Below are 22,005 nucleotides of genomic sequence, written 5' to 3' on the forward strand. Positions count from 1 at the left end.
ACGCGGGGGTCAGCTGAAGTCGACGCCGTCGCCGCGGGAGCGCTTGAGCTCGAAGAAGCCCTCGAGCGAGGCCATGGTCGAGAGCGCATCGAGCAGCTTCCCGGCATCCTCGCCCTTGGGCGCGGGCGAGACCACCGGGCCGAAGTACGCGGTGCCGTCCCCGAAGGAGATCACCGGGGTGCCCACGTCGTTGCCGACCTGCGAGATCCCCTTCTCGTGGGAGGCGCGCAGCGCGACGTCGGTCTCATCGCCGGCGACCGGGTCGTAGGCCTCGATCAGGGACGCGGGCAGCTCCGCGTCCGCGAGCGCGGCCACTGCCGTCGCCCGGCGGTCTCGGTGCTCCCCGCCGACGTGGTAGCGCTCGCCCCAGGCGGTGTACCAGCGGGAGAAGGCCGCATTGCCCTCGGCGCGGTCGATCGCGATCGACAGGCGCGCCGGGCCCCAGGAGTCGTCGAGCATCGCCCGGTAGCCGGAATCGAGCTCGGCGCCCTCGTTGAGGACGGACAGGGACATCACCGAGTACTTCGGGGCGATGTCGCGGACCTCGGCGGCATGCAGCAGCCAGCGGCTGGTCATCCAGGCGTAGGGGCAGACGGGATCGACGAACAGCTCGACGGTGCGCACAGACAAGGAGACTCCTCGGTTCGGGGGTGATGCGGCCATTCTGTCACTGGTCACCGCTGCGCGGGCGCTGGTCGGTGCGGTGACCGGGCCCACACCGCCGGGAGACAAAAAAGATTGCACTGCACCGGTGGGACGGGTTGGATCATGAGGTGCTCGATTCCCGCTCCGCCGCCGTCGCGGCGCCCGCTCCGCCCCGCGCCGCCGCGCCCGGGGTGATGGCCTCGATCGTGCGCGCCCATCGCCGGATGCTCGCCGTCGTGCTGCCGCTGGCGACCCTCTCCGAAGGGGTCGAGCTGCTGACACCGATCGTGCTGGGCCTGGTGATCGACCACGGCGTGCTCGCCGGGGACCTGTCTCTCACGCTGCTGGGCGCGCTGGGGCTGATCCTGCTCCGTCTGGCGGGCGTGGTCCTGTGGGCCTGGTGCTTCCTCCAGACGCAGAAGGCGTGCATGTTCGAGCGGCATCGCCTGCGGGTGGGACTGACCGGCGCGGTGCTCGACCCCCGCTCGCGCCCGGTGCGGCGCCCGGCCGGCGAGGTGCTCTCGATCGCCACCTCCGACGCCGACAAGGCCTCCGACCTGATGGACATGCTCCCGTGGGTGGTGCCCTCGCTGCTGACGGTGCTGGCCGCGGCCGGATACCTGGCGGCGATGGACGTGTGGCTGGGGCTGGCGATGCTGCTCGGGATCGCGGTGATGGTGGTCGTGATCCGGGTGATCACCCCGACCCTGTCCGCCCGCTACGACGACCAGCAGTCGCAGGCCGCGGAGGCCGCCGCCACCGCCACGGACCTGGTCCACGGACTGCGTGTGCTGCAGGGCCTCGGCGTGCAGCGCCGGGCCCGGGCCACCTACCGTCGCCGCTCGCGCTCCGCGCTGCAGGCCGCGCTGATCAACGCCCGCTACTCGGGGATCTCCTCGGGGCTGACCACCCTGGTCACCGGGGGCATGCTCGCCGTGGTGGTGGTGCTCGCCGCGCTGCGCACCCTCGAGGGAACGCTCTCGCTCGGCGTGCTGATCTCGGTGGTGGGCGTGGCCCGCTACGTGATGGGCATGCTGCAGGGTCTCTCCGGCGCCCCGGTGTGGTGGGCGGGCATGTCCACCTCGGCGCGACGCGTGCGCGACCTCTATACGGACCTCGGACGCACCGTCGACGAGCCGGAGCTGGCACTGGCAGTGCTGACCACCCAGCGCGACGACCGCGGCGAGACCGGTGCCCGGCAGGGTCGACGCGGTGCCGCCGGCGGCCTGCACCTCCCCCAGCTCTCGGTCGCCGACGGCGAGATCGTGGCGCTGGCCTGTGCCGACGCCCGGGATGCGGACGCCGTGGTCGACGCCGTCAACGGCCGCGCCGAGGCCGGGGCACGCATCGGCGATACGCCGCTGACACCCGCGGGCAGGCTGGGCCTGCGCGCGGACCTGCTGGTCGAGCCCCACGTCGTGGATCTCTTCGACGGCACTCTGCGCGAGCAGCTGGCGACCCGTGCCCCCGAGGGCACCGCGATCGAGGACGACGCCTGGGCGGACGCCGCCCTGCACGCCGCCGGCGCCGGGGATCTGCTGCGGATCCTGCCCGAGGGCTATGACAGCCGCATCCTGGATCGCGGCACGAACCTCTCGGGCGGGCAGCGCCAGCGCATCGCGCTGGCCAGGGCGGTGGCCGCGGACGCTCCGGTGCTGGTGCTGCACGATCCCACCACCGCCGTCGACGCGGTCACCGAGCAGAACATCGCCGAGGCGCTGATCGCCGCCCGCCGCCGCACCGACCGGGCGACACTGCTGGTGACCCGCGCGCCGGCCCTGCTGCAGGCGGCGGACCGAGTGGTGTTCCTGCGCGACGGCCTGGTCGTCACCGAGGGGGACCACCTGGACCTGATGGGGCACGAGGAGTACCGGGAGGCGGTGCGGCGATGAGCGAGCTCGACTGGAACCGCCCGCTGCAGGAGGTGCTCGGCGATGACGCGACGGCCCGCCGCCAGCTGGCCGAGCATGCGCAGCTGCTGCCGATCGCGGATGCCCGCACCTCGCTGCGGTTCATGGCGGCCCGATTGCGGGAGCACCGGGTCGCCACGCTGCTCACCCTGGTGATCACGATCGGCGGTGCGGTCGCCGCGGCGATCCTCCCCCGCCTGATCGGCTCGGCCGTGGACGTGGTCACCGCCGGGGGGCCGACCGACCGGATCTGGACGCTCGGCGGGCAGATCCTGGCCGTGGGTGTGATCCAGGCGGTGCTGATGGCGCTGGGCTGGTCGATGATCTCGGCGCTCGGTCAGCGCATCCTCGCCGGGATGCGGGAGGACGTCATCGATCGCGCGCTGGACCTGCCGGCGCAGACCATGGAGGCCACCGGGATCGGCGATGCCCTCTCCCGGGTCGCCGATGACGTGGACGTCGCCGCGCGCGCGGTGAACAACCTGGTCCCGAACCTGATCCAGCTGGGCTTCCTGGTGCTGATCACCCTGGTCGGGATGGCGACGCTGTCCCCCTGGCTGCTGCTGATGGTGGTGATCATCGTGCCGATGTACGTGCTCGCCGCCCTCTGGTACCTGCGGCGCACCGGGCCCCTCTACCGTCGGGAGCGGATCGCGATGGGAGCCCGGGCCCAAGGGCTGCTCTCGGCGATCCACGGCATCCCGACCGTGCACGCCTACGGCATCGAGCGGCGCGAGACGCGCCATGTCGCAGTCCTCTCGGAGACCGCCTCGCTGCTGAACATGCGGGTGATGTTCCTGGTCAGTCGCCTGGTGATGGGCCTGAACGTGCCCGAGAACCTGGCGTTGGCGATGGTGCTGCTGTTCGGCTTCGTGATGGTGCAGGTCGGCGGGGTCCCCATCGGGCTGGTCACCGCGGCAGCGGTCTACCTGGTCACCCTGTTCTGGCCGATGATGGCGGTGATCTTCAACCTCGACGAGGTGCAGTCGGCGCTGGCCAGCCTCGCGAGGATGATCGGGGTGATCACCTCGATCGACCCCGCCTCCTCCCCCGGCACGGAGCGTCCCGCCGACGCCTCGATCCGGCTCGAGCAGGTCTCCCACGCCTACGGCGAGGATGCGGACGGGGCCGAGCGGATCGTGCTGCGACCGATCGACCTCGACATCGCCGCGGGTGAGGTGGTCTCGCTGGTGGGCGCCTCGGGCGCCGGCAAGTCGACCCTCGCCGCGATCCTGGCCGGCACCCTGGCCCCGCGTCACGGCCGGGTGCTGCACGGCGGTGTCGACCTCGTCCATGCCGATCTCGAGGCCGTGCGCGCGCACGCCGCGATCGTCAGCCAGGACGTGCACGTCTTCCGCGGCACCCTGCGCGAGGACCTGCAGCTGGCCGCACCCGGGGCGGAGGACGAGGAGCTGCGCCGGGCTCTGCGCCGGGTCGACGCGCTGGCCTGGGTGGACCGGCTCCCCCACGGTCTGGACACGGAGGTCGGCGAGAAGGGCGAGCGCCTCACCGCCGAGCAGTCCCAGCAGCTGGCCCTGGCCCGGGTCGCCCTGCGGGACCCGGCGGTGCTGATCCTCGACGAGGCCACGGCCGAGGAGGGCTCCTCCGGGGCCCGGGTCCTGGAGCGCGCCGCGCTCGAGGTCGCCCGGGGCCGCACCACGATCATCGTCGCCCACCGCCTCTCCCAGGCGCGGATCGCCGATCAGATCCTGGTGATGGCCGACGGTGCCGTGGTCGAGCAGGGCACCCATGACGCGCTGATCGCCCGCGGCGGGGACTACGCACGCCTCTGGGAGGCGTGGACTTCCTGATCGACGTGCTGTGAGGAACGAACGGCAGGAGACCAGGCAGAGGCCGCAGCCTGATCGACGTGCTGAGGCACGAACGGCAGGAGAACAGCCAACAGACGCCGGCTGATCCTCAGCCGCGGCGCATCCGCAGCACCAGCATGCCGGCGATGCCGGTGAGCAGGCCGAGCAGCGCCAGCAGCCCGGCGCCGCCGAACATCGCGAGCCGGCCCCACGAGGCGTCGATCCCGACCGAGGACAGCGGGCCGGTGGTCACGGTGGTCTCCCCGAGCTCGAGCACCGATCCCTCGGGAGCGTCCTCGGCCACCGCCCCCGCGACCTCGAGCGTGAGCACGACGGTGACGGGCTCGGCGCCGGCCGCTTCGGCGTCGGCGGGGCGCTGCAGGCGCTGCAGCGTGACGTAGTGGGTGCCCGGCAGCCAGGCCGTCGCGACCGAGGGCAGCTCGGAGCCGCGGTTGCCGCGGTCGACCGGGGTGGTCATGCCCCCGCCGGTCACCCGGTCATCAGGGGACATCACCCAGCTGCCGCCGTGGACGGTCACCTGCTCCCGCACGGCGTTGAAGGCCCGCAGCGCGAGCTCCCCGGCGCCCTCGGGCTGGGATGTCGTCTCGACGCGCCAGCGCAGCCGCTGGCCCTCCCGGACGTCGATCCGCACGACCCCCACCTCGCCGGGCACCAGCTCCATGACGTAGGAGCCCGGTGCCACCTCGGGCGCCGTCGCGAAGGAGCGGCCCGCCTCGAAGGGCTCGTCCCGGGCGGGCGGCACCGGGCCGGCACCGGAGTCCTCGACCTCCTCGGTGACCGCGGGCGATCCGCCGCCCACCCCGGCGGGCTCGACGGCGACCTGGATCTCGACCGGGAGCGGGCTGTCCCCTGCGCGCGTCCCCGTCCGGGTGACCCGCAGGAACAGCTCCTCCCCGGGACAGCCGTCCCAGCCCACGACTCCCGAGACGGCGCTCGAGGTGATGGGGCCGTCCCCGGTGCGCCACGGGCCGTTCCCGTCCTCACCGCTGTCCTCACAGGCCTCTCCGCCGGCGGTGAGGAAGGTGATCTCCATCGACAGCTGGTCCGCGGTCTCGGGGATGCCGTCGGCATACGGCGGGGCGGCCACGGTCGCGGCGGCATGCACCCGCTGACCGCTGCTGACGGCGATGCGGTAGTACTTCGCGGTCCCGGTGCTCTCGTCCTCGCTCTGCCCGCCGAGCGCGAAGGTGTCCAGATGGACCCCGGGCAGGAGCAGCGGCGCCTGGGCCTGGGAGGCGGCGCCGGCGACCTCGGGACCGGCTGCCTGGTACGCGTGGGCCGGTGGCGTCGCGGCCTCGTCGGCCGGGTCCGCCTGCGCCGCGGGCACGGCTCCGCCCAGGGCGAGCGCGAGGGTCAGTGCCAGCGCCGCCACCGGTGCGGCCGCGACCGTCCCGGTGGCGCGGGCGAGTGCTCCGCGTGCTCGCGCTGGGCGGGTCATGCGTACTCCTGGGGTCGGGGACGACGGCCGGACGGCTCAGGGCCCAGGGTGCCAGATCCGATGCTCCCGGAGCGCCCGGGGCGCACCGGTGCCCTAGCATGACGGTCATCATGTCCGATGTCATCGCCGGCCGTATCGAGCTGCTCCATCCCCTCGCCCGGGGCGCCTCGGGCTCCCTGTGGCGTGCGATCGACCGCCGGTACGGAGCGGTCTGCGCGGCCAAGGTGATGCGTCAGCGCGACGGCGCCGACGTGCTGCGCTTCGTGCGCGAGCAGACGGTCGGCTCCGCGCAGGGCCTGGGACGCCACCCGCACCTGCTGCCTCCGTACACCTGGGTCGCGGAGGACGACACGATCGTGCTGGTGATGCCGCTGGTCCATGGCGGCACCCTCGCCGGGGTCCTCGCCGAGCACGGTGCGCTGTCCCCCTCGCTGGTCGCGCAGCTGCTGCGCCAGCTGCTGGACGCGCTCGCGGCGATGCACGAATCGCACTGGGTCCATCGCGACCTCAAGCCCGCGAACCTGCTGCTGGAGGCCACCGGCGACGGCGCCCCGCACCTGCTGCTGGCCGACTTCGGGATCGCGCTGCACGAGACCGATGTGCGGCTGACGGAGACCGGCTTCGCCCACGGCACCCCCGGGTTCATGGCCCCGGAGATCCTCGAGGGGGCGGGCACCTCGGCCGCGCAGGACGTCTGGGCGGCCGCGGCCTGCGCGCTCGAGGCGCTGGGACCGCTGCCGCCGCGGGAGCGGCTCGAGCCGACTGAGCTCCCCGCCCGTCTGCGCGAGGTGCTCGCACACTGCACCGACCCGGCCGCCCGGCCCCTCGAGGCGCTGCTGCAGCGGATGCTCCTCATCGACCCGGCGGCACGCCCCACCGCGGCACAGGCCCGGGACCACATCCCCCTGCCCACGTCCCCGCCGGCGGCCTGGGTGCGCACCGCCGACGGCGGGCCCGTCCTGATCCTCGACCAGATCGAGGCTCCCGATGCGCTGCCGGAGGTGCCCCTGGAGGGCCCCGAGACCCTCGCCGGGATGGCACCGCGCCTGCATGAGCGGCTGGTCGCCAGATCGAGATCCGCGACCTCGCCCCCGCCGGCCCCCTCCGCCGCCGGTGCCCCGCCCGTGCAGCAGCCGGCCGCGGCCGTGGGGACGATGACCCCTCCGTCCGGGAACACGACCGAGCGCTTCGTCCAGGGCCCGACACGGGCGACTCCCGCACCGCAGTCCGGCCCTGCGCCCCGCCGCGGCGGGGTGACCGCGACCGGGGTGGTGCTGCTGCTGATCGCGGTGCTGTCCTTCGCGGGCGCCACCGCACTGCTGTGGTCGGCGCTCAGCTGAGCGCCGGCTCACTCCCCCGGCCGCACCAGCCCGGATTCGTACGCGGCGACCACCAGCTGGGTGCGATCGCGCAGCATCAGCTTGCCCAGGATCCGCGAGACGTGCGTCTTGACCGTCTGCTCCGCCATCACCAGCGAATCGGCGATCTCCCGGTTGGCGAGACCTCGCGCGACCAGTCGCAGCACGTCCAGCTCCCGCTCGGTGAGCACGGACAGGTTCGCCTCCCCACCGTGGGAGCGCTCGGGGCGGGCCACGAAGTCGGCGATCAGCGCGCGCGTCACCCGTGGGGCGAGCAGCGACTCCCCCGCGGCCACCACCCGCACCGCCTGGACCAGCTCCTGGGGTGTGGAATCCTTGAGCAGGAACCCGCTGGCCCCGGCGCGCAGGGCGGCGAAGACGTACTCATCGGCATCGAAGGTGGTCAGCATGATGATCTTCGGCGGGGTCCCGGGCAGCTCGAGCACCGTCCGGGTGGCCTCGAGCCCGCCGACCTGCGGCATCCGGATGTCCATCAGCACCACATCGGGTCGCAGCTCCTCCACCACTGCGGCGATGCCCTCACCGTCGGAGGCGGTACCCACCACCTCCATGCCGTCCTGCGCGTTCAGCAGCGCCTCGAAGCCGCCGCGGATCATCGACTGGTCGTCGACGATCAGCACCCGGATGAGGGGGATGTCTGTGCGCGCCGGCTGCTCCATGGCGACACCGTATCCCCGCCCAGCTGGAAGGAGCGTGGATGTTCCTGATCCCTGATCGTCACGCGCTGCGCCGGCTCCGCCATGATCTGGCCCTGGTGATCCCCGGACTGCCGCTGACGCTGTTCGCCGCCCTGATGCTGCTGCCCCTGATCGCGGTCTCGGCGGCGCTCTCGATCATCTGGGCGGGCGTGCTCCTGCTCCCCCCGGCGCTGACCCTCGCCTCCGCCTGGGCCCGGCTGGACCGCGCCCGGCTGCACCGCTGGGGCATCGAGGTCACCACGCCGCGGTACCGGCCCCGCGGCCGCGGCGCCATCGGGATGCTGCGGCTGGTCACGGACTCCCGGCGCTGGCTCGATCTGGCCTTCGAGGCCGTGATCGCGCTCCCGGTCCGGGTGCTCACCGCCGGGGTCACGATCGCCTGGATCACCGGCGCGGTGGGCGGGCTGACCTGGTGGGCGTGGTCGCCCCTGCTCCCGGAGCGGAACGACGTCCTGCCCGGCCAGTGGGCACTGGTCATGGTCGTCGGCCTGGTGCTGGCCCTCTCCTTCCCGGCGATGGTGCACGCCCTGGCGCTGCTCGACGTCGTGGTCACCGCGCCGCTGCTCGGCGGGGCGGTGCCCGGCTCCAGCCTGCGCGGGGCGATCCCGCCGCCGCGCTCGGCGGAGGCCGACGCCCGCCTGCGGGAGAGCGCCTGGACCCGGATGACGATCGCCTTCCTCGCCTTCGTGCTGGCAGTGGTGGCCTGGCCCGTCACCGCAGCCCTCTACGAGGTGCATCCGGCACCGGCGATGCTGGTGACGGTCGCGGCCGCGGTCGCCGCCCTGCTGGCGGTGCGCTGGCCCTGGGCCGGGCTGTCGCTGTCGGTGGTGGCGATCGCGGCGATGATGCTCGTGACCCTCCCCGCCCAGGCGGCCGCGCCCTGGCCGTGGCCGGTCACCGCCCTGCTCGCCCACTGCCTGACCCTGCTCGTGCTCGCCGTGCTCCACCGGTGGTACTGGACCGTCTCCACCTGGTCCGCCGGGGCGCTCCTCACGTTCGTCGCGCTGCTGCTGACCGATGCCTCCGCGATGCCCGGCGGCAGCCTGCGCGAGGTGATGACCAACGGCGTGGTGCTGCTGGCGGTCAGCGGCGGCGTGGTGCTGCTGGGCATCACGGTGCGACAGTGGGTGCTGGTCAGCGGGCAGATCGAGCGGGCGCAGACGCTGAGCGCCGAGGAGGTGCGGCGCCGCTACGAGCTCGAGGAGCGCAGCCGCATCGCCCGCGAGCTGCACGACGTCGTCGCCCACTCCATGTCCGTGATCACGGTGCAGGCGGGCACGGCGAAGTTCCGACTGCCCGGCCTGGATGCGGGCACCGAGCGGGAGTTCGAGGACATCGCCGCCTCCTCCCGACAGGCCCTGGGAGAGATGCGCTCCCTGCTGGCGATCCTGCGCACCGACGAGGTGCTCGACGAGGTGCCGATGCCGGGGCTCGAGGACCTCGCGGAGCTGCTCCGCTCCACCCGTGCCTCGGGCGCGACCATCACCGCCGAGATCTCGCCGCCGGAGGTGACGCCCACCGTGGGCCTGACCGCGTACCGGGTGGTCCAGGAGGGGCTGAGCAATGCGCTGCGCCATGCCCGCGGGGCGGCGATCCGGGTGCGGGTCGCACCCTCCGGCGGCGCCCTCCTGGTCGAGGTGAGCAACCAGCGCCCCCACGATCCGCAGGAGTCGATCCCGGGCTCGGGGCTGGGGCTGTCCGGCACGCAGGAGCGGGTCCGGGCGCTGGGCGGCACGGTCGAGGTGGGGCCGACGGCCGACGGCGGCTTCGCCGTCACCGCCCGGATCCCGCTCGCCGACCCCCTACCCCGGTAGGGGGTGCAGGTTCGCTCCCGCGAGGGACGCGCATGCCTCGCCCGGCGCTCTAGCGTCGAGGGCATGACCACCACTGCTACATCGCGCCCCACGCGCGCCACGCGCGTCGACCGCGCCACCCCTGCCCGGGGCCCTCGGGCCGATGCCCAGACCCGGGACTACTTCGAGCTCTCCGAGCGGGTGAAGGACGCCGGGCTGATGGGGCGCAACGTGCGGTCCTACATGGTGCGCACGGCGGTGCTCGCGCTCGCCCTCGTCGGCGCCTTCGTGCTGCTGCTGACGCTGGGGAGCACCTGGTGGCAGCTCGCCGTGGCGGCGCTGTTCGGGATCCTGTTCACCCAGGCCGCGTTCCTCGGCCATGACGCCGCGCACCAGCAGGTCTTCTCCTCCGGTCGCCGCAACGCCTGGTTCTCCCGCATCATCGGGAACCTCGTGGTGGGCCTGGCCATCGCCTGGTGGACCCGCAAGCACAACAAGCACCACGCGAACCCCAACACCGTCGGCCGCGACGGCGACATCGCCGCCGGCACCCTGGTGTTCGACCCCGCGGACATGGCCGACCGCACCGGCTTCCTGGCCTGGTTCGCGAAGCGACAGGGCTGGGCGTTCTTCCCGATCCTCACGCTGTTCGGCTTCGTGCTGCACTACGAGGGGATCACGGCGCTGGTCCAGAACAAGAAGGCCAAGCACCGCCGGATCGAACTCGCACTGGTGCTGGTGCGCGTCATCGGCTTCCCGGCCATCGTGCTGGCCACCCTGGGACTGGGCATGGGCGCGGCGTTCCTGGGCGTGCAGATGGCCGTGTTCGGCATCTACATGGGCTCCTCCTTCGCCCCGAACCACAAGGGCATGCCGCTGATCCCGAAGGGCCTCCAGGTCGACTTCCTGCGCCGCCAGGTCCTCACCAGCCGCAACATCAAGGGCGGTCTGCTGATGAACTGGGCGATGGGCGGGCTCGACCTGCAGATCGAGCACCACCTGTTCCCCCGCATGCCCTCGGCGAACCTGCGCCGGGCGAAGCCGATCGTCAAGCAGTTCTGCGCCGAGCGCGGGATCATCTACACCGAGACGAACCTGCTGACCTCCTACGGGATCATCATCCGGTACCTCAACCGGGTGGGCCTGGGACATGCCGATCCCATGGACTGCCCGCTGGCGGCGCAGCTGCGCGGAGCCTCCATCTCCTGACCGGGCCCGGACCGGCGAGTCGCCCACGAGGTCCCGGGGCAGGCGGTATGGTCGGCCCATACGCCTACCCCTTCACGGGCAGCGCAGCCCCTCTCCGGTGGCCGGTCGGCACGGGGCGTCCGTGGAGGCCGATCCGGCCGGGACCCCACCATGTCTTCCACCCCGCGCTGGTCGCCCGGCGACCAGGTGACCTGGACCTACTACACCCCTCAGCACCCCACCCGCACCGTCCGCCCCGGCACCGTCGTGCTGGACGACGACCGCGGAGTGGTGGTCTGGATCGCGCCCGGCACCGAGGTGCTGCTGCCCGTCCTGGAGACCGGTGCGGCGCTGCGCCGCGCCGGCGACGAGGGCATGTTCACCGCCCCGCGCGTGCAGTCCAAGCAGCTGTGGACCGGCAACGGCATCCTGATGATCGGCCTGCCGGAGACTCCCTATTCGATCTGGCTGTTCTTCAAGGACGACGGCACCCTGGGCTGCTACTACGTGAACCTCGAGACCCCGTACGAACGGACCGAGGAGGGGGTGTGCACCCGCGATCTCGTCCTGGACCTGGTGGTGCTGCCGCGTCGCGACTGGCACTACAAGGACGAGGACGAGCTCGAGGGCGCCGAGCGCACCGAGTACTTCTCCGCCGAGGAGATCGACGGGATCCGGGCCGCGGGCCGGGAGGCGGAGCAGCACATCGCCGACTGGCGGTACCCCTTCTCCGCCGGCTACGAGTACTTCTTCCCGGATCCCTCCTGGCCGCTCCCCCGGCTCCCCGAGCACTACTCCTGGGATCTCGACCTCACCAGGCGCTGAGCGCGCGCTGACCGGACAGCGGGGCACAAGGGTCTTCTCCACCGCCGTCGGGTGGCAGGATGGAGCCCATGTCATCCGAGAACCTCACTCGCGACGAGGCCCGCAGCCGCGCCTCGTTCCTCAGCACCGACTCCTACGACATCCGCCTGGATCTGACCACCGATGAGCGGACGTTCCTCACCGAGACCACGATCCGCTTCTCCTCCACCGCCGCCCGACCCACCTTCGTGGACCTCATCGCGGCGTCCGTCGAGGAGATCGAGCTCAACGGCGAGCTGCTGTCCGATCCGGCCTCCCGCTTCGACGGCGCCCGGGTGCAGCTGCCCTCCCTCGCCGAGGGCGAGAACGCCGTGCGGATCCTGGCCACCGGCCGGTACATGAACACCGGTGAGGGGCTGCACCGCTTCGTCGACCCGGTCGACGACGAGGTCTACCTCTACTCCCAGTTCGAGGTCTCCGACGCCCGGCGCATGTTCGCCTGCTTCGAGCAGCCCGACCTCAAGGGCGCCTTCGCCCTGACCGTCACCGCCCCGGCCCACTGGCGCGTCATCTCCAACGCCCCCACCCCGGAGCCGAGCCCCGTCGGGGACGGCGTCGCCACCTGGGCCTTCGATCCCACCGAGCGGATCTCCACCTACCTGGTCGCGCTGATCGCCGGGAACTACCAGGGCGGCACCGGGGAGATCACCACCCGCGACGGGCGCACGATCCCGATGGGCGTCTTCGCCCGCGCCTCCCTCGCCGAGCACGTGGATGCGCAGAACGTCATCGACGTGACCGCGGCCGGCATCGACTTCTACGAAGCGGCCTTCGACCGGGACTTCCCGTTCCGCAAGTACGACCAGGTGTTCGTCCCGGAGTACAACATGGGCGCGATGGAGAATCCCGGGGCGATCACGTACGTCGAAGCGTATGTGTTCCGCTCCGAGGTCTCCGATGCGGTGCGCGAGCGCCGCGACCTGACGATCCTCCACGAGCTGGCCCACATGTGGTTCGGGGACCTGGTCACCATGCGCTGGTGGGACGATCTGTGGCTGAACGAGTCCTTCGCCGAGTACGCCTCCACGCTCGCGAGCGCCGAGGCCACCCGCTGGAGCGATTCCTGGACCACCTTCGCGCTGTCCGAGAAGGGCTGGGCCTACCAGCAGGACCAGCTGCCCTCGACCCACCCCGTGGTGGCCGACATGGTCGACTTCGAGGCGGTCGAGACCAACTTCGACGGCATCACCTACGCCAAGGGCGCCTCCGTGCTGCGCCAACTGGTCGCCTATGTGGGGCGCGAGGAGTTCTTCGCCGGAGTGCGCGCCTACTTCGCCAAGCACGCCTGGGGGAACACCGAGCTCACCGACCTGCTGGTGGAGCTCGAGGCCACCAGCGGCCGCGACCTCTCCCGCTGGGCCGATCTCTGGCTGCAGCGGGCCGGGGTGAACACCCTGCGCCCGGTGATCGAGCGCGACGGCGAGGGCACCGTGACCCGGTTCGCGATCTCCCAGAGCGCCCCCGAGGAGCACCGGACCCTGCGCCCGCACCGTCTGCAGGTGGGCGGGTTCTCGCTGCGCGGCGATGCCCTGGTGCGCACCGAGACCGTCGAGCTGGACGTCGACGGCGAGCTCACCGAGGTCCCGGAGCTGACCGGGAAGCGCGCGGACCTCTGGCTGCTCAACGACGGCGACCTCGCCTACGCGAAGGTCCGCCTGGATCCGCAGTCCCTGGCGGTGGCGATGGAGCACCTGCGCGACCTCGACGACTCCCTGGCCCGCACCCTGCTGTGGTCCGCCGCCTGGGACATGGTGCGCGACGGGGAGCTGCCCAGCCGCCGCTACCAGCAGCTGGTGCTCGCGAACCTCACCGGGGAGGACTCCTCCTCGGTGGTGCGCACCCTGCTGCAGCAGCTGGAGACGGTGGCGGGCGCCTACGCCGCGGTCGACCAGCGGGAGCGGCGCACCGAGAGTGCGGCCACCGCCGTCTGGGAGCTCACCCGGGCGGCCGCGGACGGCTCCGACGAGCAGCTGCAGTACGTGGAGTCCTTCGCCCGACTGGCCCGCTCCGAGGAGCACCGCCACACCCTGGAGGGGCTGCTGGGCGGCACGATCGCCCTGCCCGGCCGGGACATCGACACGGACCTGCGCTGGAAGCTGGTGATCTCGCTGGCGGTCCTCGGCGGGATCGATGCCGCCGGGATCGACGAGCAGCTCGCCGCGGACGACACCCAGTCGGGCCGGAAGCACGCCCTGACCGCCCGGGCCGCACTGCCCACCGAGGTCTCCAAGGCCAAGGCGTGGCGTCGCACGGTCGAGAAGGACACCCTGGCCAACGAATCGGTCACCGCCGTGATCCAGGGCTTCCGCCGGGTCACCGACGAGACGCTGCTGGCCCCCTACCGCCAGCGCTACTTCGACGTGATCCGGGCGGTGTGGGCGGAGCGCTCGAACGAGATCGCGACCCGTCTCGTCAGCGGCTACTTCCCGCACTCCTACGGCGGGCAGGGCGTGCTCGACGCCGCCGACGCCTGGTTGGCGGACGCCGAGGAGGCGCCCTTCGGCCTGCGCCGCATCATCATCGAGGGCCGGGACACGGTGGCCCGGCAGGAGAAGGTCCGCGCCGCGGACGTCCAGTGAGGTGAACGCCCTCGGGGGCGAGGCGGGACGGTGACCCACCTCGCCCAGGACGGACCCAGACATCAGCATCGTCGGGCACTATCGTCGAGGGCATGTTGGACGACCCCCAGGACCTCGGCCCGCTGCTGGCCGCCCCCACCGCCGACGACGCGCTGAGCCTGATGGACCAGCTGATGCGATGGCTGCTCAGCAGCGGCATCAAGATCGTGATCATCATGCTGGCCGCCACGCTGCTGAGCCTCGCCGTCGGCTGGTTCCTGCGCCGGTTCTTCCGGACCATGGTGCAGTCCGGGGCGAAGATCTCGACCGTGACCGGCACCGTCATCCGCCGGGACCCGAAGTCGCAGCGGGCCGCCCAGGCCCGCCGTGAACAGCGCGCGAGCACGCTGTCGAACGTCGCGCGGAACATCGCGCACGTGATGATCTGGGCGATCGCCACGATGATGATCCTCTCCGAGATCGGCGTGAACATCGCACCGGTCATCGCGAGCCTCGGCGTGGTCGGCCTGGCGGCCGGCATCGGTGCGCAGACCATCATCAAGGACGTGGTCGCGGGTGTGGTCATGCTCTTCGAGGACATCGTCGCCGTGGGCGACTGGGTCGACCTCGAGTACGCCGAGGGCACCGTCGAGTCGATCAACCTGCGCGCCACCCAGGTGCGCGGCATCGACGGGGTGCTGTGGACCGTGCGCAACGGCGAGATCATCCGCGTGGGCAACTACGCCCGCGGCTTCTCGACCGCCGTGGTGATCCTCGACATCGACGCGGAGGCCGACGACGAGCAGGTCACCCAGGTGGTGGAGAAGGTCTCCGCCGAGATCTTCGAGGATCCCGAGTGGAGCGACACCGTGCTCGCCCCCGCAGCCCTCACGGGCATCCTGGACGTGGACGGCAACCGCTACCAGCGCCGGGTCACGATCCAGACCGCTCCCGGGCAGCAGTGGGGCGTGGAGCGCGAGCTGCGTGCCCGCATCCGCGCCGGCTTCGCCGCCTCCGACATCGCCTTCGCCCTGCCCCGCTTCGTCGAGACCGTGCGCTCCTGATCTCCCCGCTCCCCGCCCCCGTCATGGGAGGATCGTGCACATGACCAGCTCCACCCCGCAGCCCGCACGGATCAGCTTCTATGAGGCCGTCGGCGGCCACGAGACCTTCGCGCGGCTCGTGGACCGCTTCTACGAGGGCGTCGCCGAGGATCCCGAGCTGCGCCCGATGTATCCCGAGGAGGACCTCACCGGCGCGAAGCACCGCCTGTGCACCTTCCTCGAGCAGTACTGGGGCGGCCCGAAGACGTACGGCGCGGAGCGGGGCCACCCGCGACTGCGGATGCGCCATGCCGTGTTCCCGGTCTCCCCCTCGGCGCGGGATGCGTGGCTGCGCCACATGCGCACCGCGCTGGACACCCTGGAGCTGGCGCCCCTGCACGAGCAGACGCTGTGGGACTACCTCGAGCGGGCCGCGCACTCGCTGCTCAACACCGTCGACGGCGGCCGGGCCCCGGCCGCCGGGCAGGACGTGCCGGGCAGGCTGAGCTGAGGCTCCCCCGCCTCAGTCGCGGAAGCGCAGGGGCTCCCCGGAGAACCGCTCGAGCATCCGTCGGGTCTCCTGCTCCAGCCGCACCGGTGCCCCGGAGGCCGCGTCGACCATCACCACCACGGTGCGGGCGCGGGCGTAGGGCGCGGCGGCCTCGGGATCATCGCGCGTGAGCACCAGGTAGTCGACGCTCAGGCTCGCCCCGCCGATCCGGGAGAGCCACAGCCGCACCAGCACGCCGTCGCGGCGGTGGCCGAGGGAGCGGGCGTACTCGACCCGCTGCGAGGCGATGACGGTGCTGAGAGCATCGCCGGCACCGCTGATCGGCAGCGCCGCCGGGGGCCGCGGGGCCCCGAGCGCGACCTGCTCGGCGGGCGGCTGCCAGAAGGCGGCGATGCGCGCCTCCTCGAGCAGACGCACCATGGCGGCGTTGTTCACATGGCCGTAGGCGTCCAGATCCGTCCAGCGGACCGGGATCGGGATGTCCAACGGTCCGGGCGTGAGATCGGGAGCATCGGCAGCGTTATGGGACGACATGGTGCTCATCGTAAGCCGCACGACCAGTACGATCGGGCCCATGACGTTCCCCCGCACCGACCCCTCGGAGATCGCCGCCGGTCTGGTGGACCTGCTGGACCTGCGCGAGGTCGCGCCGTCCGGAGAGTTCTCCACTCCCGCCACCGTCGCCGCCTACCAGGGCGATTCCTCACCGCATCCCGGCGGGCACGTCTTCGGCGGCCAGGTGATGGGCCAGGCGGTGACCGCCGTGGGGCGCACGGTGTCCGCGGAGCGCCGGATCCACTCGATGTACTCCTACTTCCTCGCTCCGGGCGACCCCGCGCATCCGATCCGCTTCCAGGTCGATGCACTGCGGGACGGCGGCTCCTTCTCGGTGCGGCGCGTGCTGGCCACCCAGCCCGGGAAGGAGGCCGATGAGGAGGAGCGCACGATCCTCGCGATGACCGCCTCCTTCCAGGAGAGCCAGGACGGCCTGGAGCACCAGGAACGGGCACCGGAGGCACCGGACCCCGAGGGGCTGCCCACCACGGCCGAGGCGCTCGCCGGGATCGACCATCCGGTGGCCCGGTACTGGGCCACCCAGCGCCCCATCGACATCCGGCACGTCACCGATCCGATCTACCTGCGGCCCGATCCCGCCTCCGACACCGCAGATGCGCAGATGGTGTGGATGCGCACCCTCGCCCCCGTCGAGGCCGAGCCGCTGCTGCACGATGCGATCCTGGCCTTCGCCAGCGACTACACGCCCTTCGAGCCGATCCTGCGCCGCCAGGGCCTGAGCTGGATGACACCCGGGCTGAAGATGGCCACGATCAACCACGCGATCTGGTGGCACCAGCACGTCAGCGCCAACGAATGGCTGCTGTACGTGCAGCGCTCCCCGTCCGCCTCGGGCGGGCGCGGGCTCACCCACGGTCAGGTGTTCGACCGCAGCGGCGACCTGGTCGCGACGGTCACCCAGGAGGGCATGATCAGGACGCGGCAGAAGGGCTGAGCTCAGCGATCGTGGTGCTCGAGCGCGTCCTGCAGCCAGCGGCCCAGCTGGACGTCCTCGGCCAGCACCCGGGGCTCCACCTCGAGCCAGCCCTCCCCCATCGTCCGCTCGGTGCCCATCACGGCCTGGCGGGCACCGTCCCGGGTCAGCAGCTCGGCGTGCCGTGCCGGGTCGATCCGCACCAGCAGCGAGCCGTCGCGTCCGGCGGAGACCAGCATCGCCTCCTCGAGCATCACCGCCCGGCCGCCGAACATCGCCACCTCCCGGACGGGCCTGCCGGGCGGGAGCAGGGAGCGGATCCGGGCCAGGAGGGCCTCCTGGGCGGGGTGGGATGCTGCGGGCATGGCGGGTCCTCCCTCAGTGCTCGGACGGTCGTGCACCCGAGTCTTCCCGATCGGAGCAGGGCTGTCACGCCCCCTCGCCGCCGCACCCCGGCACTCAGCCCATGGCCTCCCGCGCGGCCTGCTGCGCGCGGGGCAGGGCCTCGGCGGCGTCGGTCTCCCCGAGGAAGACCTCGGCGATGATCGGCATCGCCGTGCCGGTCGCGATCGCCGAGCGGTCCCCGATCTCGGGCAGGGCGACGGCCTCGGGGACCTCGATCACCGAGACGTCCACGCCGGCGGCGTCCCAGCTCTTCTCCCACGCCCCGCGCAGGTCCCGGTGGGCGGGGATCCCCAGCCGGTTCTCGGCCAGCGGACGCTGGCCCTCCACGCCGCCGAGCCAGCGCAGCAGCTCGCCGATCGCCGCCTCCCGGTCCTCGTCCCCCGGGTCGACGCCGAGAGCGGCGATCGAGTGCACCAGCGGACGCGCCCCCTCGGGTCCCGCGACCACCGGATGGATCCCCCAGGTGAAGGCGTCGTCGATCTCCTGGGCGAGGGCGTGCAGATCGTAGGTCCCCGTCTGCAGCAGTCCGAGCTTGCCCTGCAGGAACAGCGTCCGGCACAGCGTCGGGTCGGCGACGGTGTCCTTCCCGGCCGGGGCCAGGTGGGACGAGGCGAGATCGGCCAGGTACTGCACGGCCGTGATGCCCTCGTCGGAGGCGAAGATGGGGGTGCCGTCCTCGTCCTGCCAGCTGCCGCCCTGCGCGGCGATGAACGGGCCGAGCACCGCAGTGCGATCAGGATGGGCGCTGAACCCGAAGGTCTTGCGGGCGGCCGGGTCGAAGTCCGCCTCCCCGGGCCTGCGTCCCTCGCCGTCGACGGTGAGGGCGCGGGAGAGCTCCCGCAGCGGATCCGAGGCGGCTCCGGCATCGAAGGTCAGTGCCGAGGCATCACCCTCGACCGCGGCGACGAGACCCTCGTGGGCCACCAGGATGCTCTGCTCCCACAGCTGCGGCACCCCCCACAGGCCCTTGTCGAGCCGGTAGAGGTCCGTCGCCGCGCTCTCCCAGTCCGCGGCACCGTCGCCCACGATCTCGCCGATCTCCAGCAGCGCCCCGCTGCCGTGCGCCTGGGCGAGATTGGCGGTGTTCATCCAGAGCACATCGGGCAGCTCACCGGAGGCCACGTCCAGCGGGAGCTGGGTCCAGTAGTCCGCCCAGCCCAGCACCTCGAGTGCCACCTCGATGCCGGTGGACGCGGTGAATGCGGCGAGGGAGTCCTCGTAGGCGGTCGCCGCGGACTCGCTCCACACCCGCATCCGCAGCGCCTCCCCGTCCTCGAGCTCGACGGGCGCGTCGTCCGCGCAGCCCGAGAGGGCCCCGACCCCCGCCAGGGACATCGCAGCGGTGGAGAGCAGGAGCTGGCGACGGGTCGGCACGGGGTCGAGTCCTTTCGAACGGGGCGCTGCGGAGCCTCTCGGACAGAGGCGCCGCTCAGGCGGTGACCACCAGCCCGAGCTCGGCGCGGGAGGCCAGCACCGGGTGCTGCGGGGTGATCCGCACGGTGAAGCCCACCTCGCCGGGAGCGGCGAGCGCGAAGCGGGCGGCCCAGCGGCCGTCCTCCCCGCGCTGCAGCGGGATCAGCTGAGGCTCGATGATCTCATCCCCGGCACCGATCTCACCGAGGACCGCCTCGATCAGCACGTCCGTGTCGCGCAGCCGGCCCAGCTCGACGTCGGCGACCAGGGTGAGCTCGTCGCCGGTGGAGGCTGCGGCGCCCCGGGCGCCCTCGAGGCTGACGTGCTGGATGGACACGGCCGACCAGGCGTCCTGGACCTCGGCCCTCCAGGCGGTGAACTCGCCGGCCCGCGCGGGGTCCGCGGTGAAGGCGGAGGCCGCCCTGGCGGCAGGCAGGTACAGGTCCGTGACGTAGTCGCGGACCATGCGGGCCGCGGTGATCTGCGGCGCCACCGTCACCAGCGAGGAGCGGACCTTCGTCATCCAGCCGCGCTGCATGCCGCGGGCATCGCGCTCGTAGAACAGCGGCACGATCGACTGCTCGAGGATCTCGTAGAGGGCCTCCGCCTCGACCGCATCGCGATGGACCTGGTCCTCGACGTCCGCGGTGGGGATGGTCCACCCCGCGTCATCGTCCTTCAGCTCGTCCCACCAGCCGTCGGAGACGGAGAAGGTGAGGCCGCCGTTGAGGACGGCCTTCATCCCGGAGGTGCCGGAGGCCTCCTCCGGACGGACCGGGTTGTTCAGCCAGACGTCCGAGCCGGCGATCAGCACGGAGGCCATGCGGATGTCGTAGTCGGGCAGGAAGACGATGCGATGGCGGACCCCGTGGTCGTCGGCGAACTGCACCAGCTGCTGGAGGAACTCCTTGCCGGGGCGGTCCGCGGGGTGCGACTTGCCCGCCACCACGATCTGCACCGGACGCGTCTGGTCGAGCAGGATCCGCTGGAGGCGCTCGGGATCCGAGAGCATCAGGGTCAGCCGCTTGTAGGTCGAGACCCGTCGGGCGAAGCCGATGGTCAGGGCATGCGGGTCGAGGATGTGGTCGGTCCAGGCGAGCTCGGCCTCGACGGCGCCGCGACGCAGCCACGAGTCCCTGACGTGACGGCGCGCCATCGTCACCAGCTCCGCGCGCAGCGCATCGCGGGTCTCGGTGAGCTCATGATCGGTGAGGGTCGACAGGGCGCTCCAGTCGCTGAGCGAGGAGATGTCGACGTCGCCCAGGGCCTTCGTGTACAGATCGTCCATATGGTCGGAGGTCCAGGTGCGGCGGTGGACGCCGTTGGTGACCGAGCCGATCGGCACCTCGGGCACGTCGAAGCCCGGGTAGAGGTCCTGGAACATCGCGCGGGAGACCGCACCGTGGAGCTTGGCCACACCGTTGGAGCGCTGCGCGATGCGGAAGCCGAGCTGGGCCATGTTGAACACGTCCCCGCCCTCCTCGATGCCGAGGGCGAGCGCCGCCTCGACGGGCAGGGAGGGGATCAGGCGGGACAGACCCGATCCGTCGGCGTCGAGGTGGCCGCGCAGCTGCGCGGCGTCGAAGCGGTCGATGCCGGCGGGCACCGGGGTGTGGGTGGTGAACACGGTGCCCGCCCGGACCTCGGCCACGGCCTCGGAGAAGCCGGTGCCGGCCTGCATCCTCCGTCCCACCCGCTCCAGGCCGGAGAAGCCGGCGTGGCCCTCGTTGAGATGGAACACCGACGGCGCCGGGGCGCCCCCCAGCGCGCTGTACGCCTCGACGGCGCGGACGCCGCCGATGCCCAGCACGATCTCCTGGAGGATGCGATGCTCGTGATCGCCGCCGTAGAGCCGGTCGGTGATCTGCCGGTCCTGCTCGTCGTTGACCTCGACGTTGGTGTCCAGCAGCAGCAGCGGGACCCGGCCCACCTGCGCCGTCCACACGGCGATCGCGACCTCGCGCGCCCCGGGCAGCGTGACCGCGACCGTGAGCTGCTCGCCGTCGGCGCCGCGGACGGGCTCGACGGGCAGCTGCGAGGGATCGTTGAGCCGGTACTCCTCCTGCTGCCAGCCGCTGCGGTCCAGCGACTGGGAGAAGTAGCCCCACTGGTAGAGCAGGCCGACGGCGACCAGCGGCACGCCGAGGTCCGAGGCGGACTTCAGGTGGTCGCCGGCGAGGATGCCGAGTCCTCCCGAATAGATCGGCAGGGTGGGGGTGATCCCGAACTCCATGGAGAAGTAGGCGACCGAGGTGCCGTCACCGCCGCCCTGCGCCCCCGGGACGGTCCGCTGGAACCAGCGGCCGGAGTCGAGGTAGGTGCGCAGGTCGCCGACCTCGGAGCGCATCCGCGTGAGGAAGGCCTCGTCGCGGGAGGCCTCGGCCAGACGGCCGGCGGGCACCAGCGAGAGCATGGCGATGGGGTTCTCGCCGCTGGCCACGAAGGCGCGGGGGTCGAGGGAGCGGAACAGATCGACGGTCTGTCGACGCCAGGTCCAGCGCAGGTTCAGCGCCAGCTCGCGCAGCGGCGCGAGGACATCCGGGAGGTCGGAGGAGACCGTGATCGTGGAGAGCGGCTTCATGGCCCCAAGGTACCCGACCGGCGCGCGAACTTGCGGCGAACTTGCGCCACGCAGACTCCAGGTCACACTCCTCATGTTCCCGATTCACCAGCGGTGATGGGAGTTCGCTGTGATGCTGGGCGCCACGGGCAGCTCAGGGTCCGTCAGAACTTGCAAGAACTTTCTGGAGGCTGGTGCCCGCCCGCTGCCGCGCTCCGTCCCCCGGGCCTCCGCGCCCGGGTGCACTGCCTGCGACAATGGTGCGGCACCGCGGGGGGC

At 72.3% G+C, this 22,005-nt stretch carries 17 protein-coding genes; 10 read left to right on the top strand and 7 right to left on the bottom strand.

Translation table 11 applies throughout. The annotated features are described in order from the left end of the window. Positions 1-9: 9 nt before the first annotated feature. Positions 10-630, bottom strand: coding sequence for a mycothiol-dependent nitroreductase Rv2466c family protein (locus CFK38_RS13655; protein ID WP_096803560.1), 621 nt, complete (start codon positions 628-630; stop codon positions 10-12). A 143-nt stretch (positions 631-773) separates the two neighbouring features. Between CFK38_RS13655 and CFK38_RS13660 the strand changes: the two genes are divergently transcribed. Together CFK38_RS13660 and CFK38_RS13665 are read left to right on the top strand one after the other, a co-directional pair. Continuing rightward, positions 774-2,537 carry an ABC transporter transmembrane domain-containing protein gene (locus tag CFK38_RS13660; RefSeq protein WP_096804372.1) on the top strand — a complete coding sequence of 588 codons (1,764 nt, stop codon included), beginning with the start codon at positions 774-776 and terminating at the stop codon, positions 2,535-2,537. Beyond that, positions 2,534-4,366 (top strand): ABC transporter ATP-binding protein, encoded by a 1,833-nt coding sequence (locus CFK38_RS13665; protein WP_096803561.1) that lies wholly within the window; start codon positions 2,534-2,536, stop codon positions 4,364-4,366. Before CFK38_RS13660 ends, CFK38_RS13665 begins: the two co-directional genes overlap by 4 nt. A gap of 109 nt (positions 4,367-4,475) precedes the next feature. Here the strand turns inward: CFK38_RS13665 and CFK38_RS13670 are convergent, their stop codons facing one another. Beyond that, positions 4,476-5,825 (bottom strand): hypothetical protein, encoded by a 1,350-nt coding sequence (locus tag CFK38_RS13670; RefSeq protein ID WP_096803562.1) that lies wholly within the window; start codon positions 5,823-5,825, stop codon positions 4,476-4,478. A gap of 110 nt (positions 5,826-5,935) precedes the next feature. Here CFK38_RS13670 and CFK38_RS13675 point away from each other — a divergent pair, with 110 nt between their 5' ends. Further along, positions 5,936-7,165 carry a serine/threonine-protein kinase gene (locus CFK38_RS13675; protein WP_172895800.1) on the top strand — a complete coding sequence of 410 codons (1,230 nt, stop codon included), beginning with the start codon at positions 5,936-5,938 and terminating at the stop codon, positions 7,163-7,165. Between the two features lie 8 nt (positions 7,166-7,173). On the opposite strand, the gene CFK38_RS13680 is transcribed toward CFK38_RS13675, so the two are convergent. Beyond that, positions 7,174-7,863: a response regulator gene (locus CFK38_RS13680; protein ID WP_096803564.1), complete on the bottom strand. Its 690-nt coding sequence runs from the start codon at positions 7,861-7,863 to the stop codon at positions 7,174-7,176. Positions 7,864-7,901: 38 nt separating this feature from the next. Between CFK38_RS13680 and CFK38_RS13685 the strand changes: the two genes are divergently transcribed. From CFK38_RS13685 to CFK38_RS13710, 6 genes are all read left to right on the top strand, one after another. After that, the gene (locus tag CFK38_RS13685) at positions 7,902-9,716 is read left to right on the top strand and encodes a sensor histidine kinase (RefSeq protein WP_096803565.1); all 1,815 of its coding nucleotides are present in this window, start codon (positions 7,902-7,904) and stop codon (positions 9,714-9,716) included. A gap of 63 nt (positions 9,717-9,779) precedes the next feature. After that, positions 9,780-10,904 (top strand): fatty acid desaturase family protein, encoded by a 1,125-nt coding sequence (locus CFK38_RS13690; RefSeq protein WP_096803566.1) that lies wholly within the window; start codon positions 9,780-9,782, stop codon positions 10,902-10,904. A gap of 150 nt (positions 10,905-11,054) precedes the next feature. After that, positions 11,055-11,708 carry a ribonuclease FAU-1 family protein gene (locus tag CFK38_RS13695; protein ID WP_096803567.1) on the top strand — a complete coding sequence of 218 codons (654 nt, stop codon included), beginning with the start codon at positions 11,055-11,057 and terminating at the stop codon, positions 11,706-11,708. A gap of 68 nt (positions 11,709-11,776) precedes the next feature. Next, entirely contained in the window at positions 11,777-14,326 is a 2,550-nt protein-coding gene (gene pepN / locus CFK38_RS13700) for an aminopeptidase N (protein ID WP_096803568.1), read from the top strand. Positions 14,327-14,418: 92 nt separating this feature from the next. After that, a complete protein-coding gene (locus CFK38_RS13705; RefSeq protein WP_096803569.1) occupies positions 14,419-15,369 on the top strand; it encodes a mechanosensitive ion channel family protein in 951 nt (316 codons plus the stop codon). Between the two features lie 40 nt (positions 15,370-15,409). After that, positions 15,410-15,859, top strand: coding sequence for a globin (locus CFK38_RS13710; protein ID WP_096803570.1), 450 nt, complete (start codon positions 15,410-15,412; stop codon positions 15,857-15,859). Between the two features lie 12 nt (positions 15,860-15,871). Here the strand turns inward: CFK38_RS13710 and CFK38_RS13715 are convergent, their stop codons facing one another. After that, positions 15,872-16,393: an acyl-CoA thioesterase gene (locus CFK38_RS13715; protein WP_096803571.1), complete on the bottom strand. Its 522-nt coding sequence runs from the start codon at positions 16,391-16,393 to the stop codon at positions 15,872-15,874. A 40-nt stretch (positions 16,394-16,433) separates the two neighbouring features. Between CFK38_RS13715 and CFK38_RS13720 the strand changes: the two genes are divergently transcribed. Further along, positions 16,434-17,369: an acyl-CoA thioesterase gene (locus CFK38_RS13720; RefSeq protein WP_096803572.1), complete on the top strand. Its 936-nt coding sequence runs from the start codon at positions 16,434-16,436 to the stop codon at positions 17,367-17,369. Between the two features lie 2 nt (positions 17,370-17,371). On the opposite strand, the gene CFK38_RS13725 is transcribed toward CFK38_RS13720, so the two are convergent. The 3 genes from CFK38_RS13725 to glgP all read right to left on the bottom strand — a co-directional run bounded on the left by CFK38_RS13725 (position 17,372) and on the right by glgP (position 21,747). Next, positions 17,372-17,713 carry a TfoX/Sxy family protein gene (locus tag CFK38_RS13725; protein ID WP_096803573.1) on the bottom strand — a complete coding sequence of 114 codons (342 nt, stop codon included), beginning with the start codon at positions 17,711-17,713 and terminating at the stop codon, positions 17,372-17,374. A 94-nt stretch (positions 17,714-17,807) separates the two neighbouring features. Further along, a complete protein-coding gene (locus CFK38_RS13730; protein WP_245851075.1) occupies positions 17,808-19,127 on the bottom strand; it encodes an extracellular solute-binding protein in 1,320 nt (439 codons plus the stop codon). A 55-nt stretch (positions 19,128-19,182) separates the two neighbouring features. Then, the gene (gene glgP, locus CFK38_RS13735; RefSeq protein ID WP_096803574.1) at positions 19,183-21,747 is read right to left on the bottom strand and encodes an alpha-glucan family phosphorylase; all 2,565 of its coding nucleotides are present in this window, start codon (positions 21,745-21,747) and stop codon (positions 19,183-19,185) included. Between the last annotated feature and the right edge of the window lie 258 nt (positions 21,748-22,005).

The sequence above is a fragment of the Brachybacterium vulturis genome, from assembly GCF_002407185.1.
GTDB classification, from domain to species: Bacteria; Actinomycetota; Actinomycetes; order Actinomycetales; family Dermabacteraceae; genus Brachybacterium; species Brachybacterium vulturis.

Excerpts from the sequence above, each read along its gene's own strand:
- CFK38_RS13665 (WP_096803561.1), top strand. The coding sequence starts at position 2,534 with ATGAGCGAGCTCGACTGGAACCGCCCGCTGCAGGAGGTGCTCGGCGAT.
- CFK38_RS13670 (WP_096803562.1), bottom strand. The coding sequence starts at position 5,825 with ATGACCCGCCCAGCGCGAGCACGCGGAGCACTCGCCCGCGCCACCGGG.
- CFK38_RS13675 (WP_172895800.1), top strand. The coding sequence starts at position 5,936 with ATGTCCGATGTCATCGCCGGCCGTATCGAGCTGCTCCATCCCCTCGCC.
- CFK38_RS13680 (WP_096803564.1), bottom strand. The coding sequence starts at position 7,863 with ATGGAGCAGCCGGCGCGCACAGACATCCCCCTCATCCGGGTGCTGATC.
- CFK38_RS13685 (WP_096803565.1), top strand. The coding sequence starts at position 7,902 with ATGTTCCTGATCCCTGATCGTCACGCGCTGCGCCGGCTCCGCCATGAT.
- CFK38_RS13690 (WP_096803566.1), top strand. The coding sequence starts at position 9,780 with ATGACCACCACTGCTACATCGCGCCCCACGCGCGCCACGCGCGTCGAC.
- CFK38_RS13695 (WP_096803567.1), top strand. The coding sequence starts at position 11,055 with ATGTCTTCCACCCCGCGCTGGTCGCCCGGCGACCAGGTGACCTGGACC.
- pepN (WP_096803568.1), top strand. The coding sequence starts at position 11,777 with ATGTCATCCGAGAACCTCACTCGCGACGAGGCCCGCAGCCGCGCCTCG.
- CFK38_RS13705 (WP_096803569.1), top strand. The coding sequence starts at position 14,419 with ATGTTGGACGACCCCCAGGACCTCGGCCCGCTGCTGGCCGCCCCCACC.
- CFK38_RS13710 (WP_096803570.1), top strand. The coding sequence starts at position 15,410 with ATGACCAGCTCCACCCCGCAGCCCGCACGGATCAGCTTCTATGAGGCC.
- CFK38_RS13715 (WP_096803571.1), bottom strand. The coding sequence starts at position 16,393 with ATGTCGTCCCATAACGCTGCCGATGCTCCCGATCTCACGCCCGGACCG.
- CFK38_RS13720 (WP_096803572.1), top strand. The coding sequence starts at position 16,434 with ATGACGTTCCCCCGCACCGACCCCTCGGAGATCGCCGCCGGTCTGGTG.
- CFK38_RS13725 (WP_096803573.1), bottom strand. The coding sequence starts at position 17,713 with ATGCCCGCAGCATCCCACCCCGCCCAGGAGGCCCTCCTGGCCCGGATC.
- glgP (WP_096803574.1), bottom strand. The coding sequence starts at position 21,747 with ATGAAGCCGCTCTCCACGATCACGGTCTCCTCCGACCTCCCGGATGTC.